Origin of the sequence: Pseudoalteromonas sp. SIMBA_162, assembly GCF_046535955.1 — a bacterium.
GTDB classification, from domain to species: Bacteria; Pseudomonadota; Gammaproteobacteria; order Enterobacterales; family Alteromonadaceae; genus Pseudoalteromonas; species Pseudoalteromonas marina.
In genome coordinates, this window is sequence record NZ_JAWJBQ010000459.1 from 1 (window position 1) to 269 (window position 269).

At 65.8% G+C, this 269-nt stretch carries 1 protein-coding gene; it reads left to right on the top strand.

Annotation, left to right across the window (positions count from 1 at the left end):
• Positions 1-269 (top strand): AraC family transcriptional regulator (locus R0J88_RS20480; RefSeq protein ID WP_410900948.1); only part of this gene is annotated, 269 nt, incomplete at both ends.

Sequence of the window (269 nt, forward strand, 5' to 3'; positions counted from 1 at the left end):
GGCGTGATGCTGGGCGGCATCTCCACCGGCACTCGTGAGCTGGCCCGCGCCGGGTTGCTCGATGGCTATCGTGCGACGATCCACTGGCAGCGCGCCGAATCCTTCCGCCGCGACTTCCCGCAGGTCAACGTCTCCCATCAGCTTTATGAGCTGGACCGCGATCGTGTCACCTGCGGCGGCGGTACCGCGGCGATGGACATGATGATGACGCTGATCGCCCAGCAACATGGTCGCGCGCTGGCCGAGAAGGTCTCCGAGCACTTCGTCTG